Here is a 448-nt window from a genome sequence, read left to right on the forward strand (position 1 = left end):
ATAACGATGATCTGCTGTTTCTCCTTTGTAAAAAACTTTCAATTTACAACGAGAGAAGATTTCATAATTTTTATCTTCATTGTTCGAGAAATCTGATAATACAACAGGCCAACTGAAATTAATAGTTGGTTTTTTCATCTTTAATCCTCTTTCTTAAGAGATAAGGTATCTTCCTCTAATAAATTAATGCTCTATTCGTCTTGCTCTGATGGCTCATTTCCAGATGCAGAACTATTATCCCCATTGTCTTTATTGTCGGTTTGATCATTATCATCTTGATTTGTGTTTTGCTTAGATGAATTACCTTTGCTATCTTCTTTTCTATCTTCCGCAGTTTGAGTATAAGATGTTTGCATTGGTTTTATTCCATCTAATTTTAAGAAGTCCTCAAGGTCTAATTGATCTTGAATATTCTTTTGCTTAATACCTGATGCTATAAAGTAATCAA

At 31.2% G+C, this 448-nt stretch carries 1 protein-coding gene; it reads right to left on the minus strand.

Annotated features, from left to right (window positions below; all coding sequences use genetic code 11):
* Positions 1-191: 191 nt before the first annotated feature.
* The coding region (locus tag ACZQCL_RS07710; protein ID WP_482482601.1) for a hypothetical protein at positions 192-448 on the minus strand (257 nt) is incomplete at its 5' end.

It is taken from the genome of Holdemanella sp. (assembly GCF_056804935.1).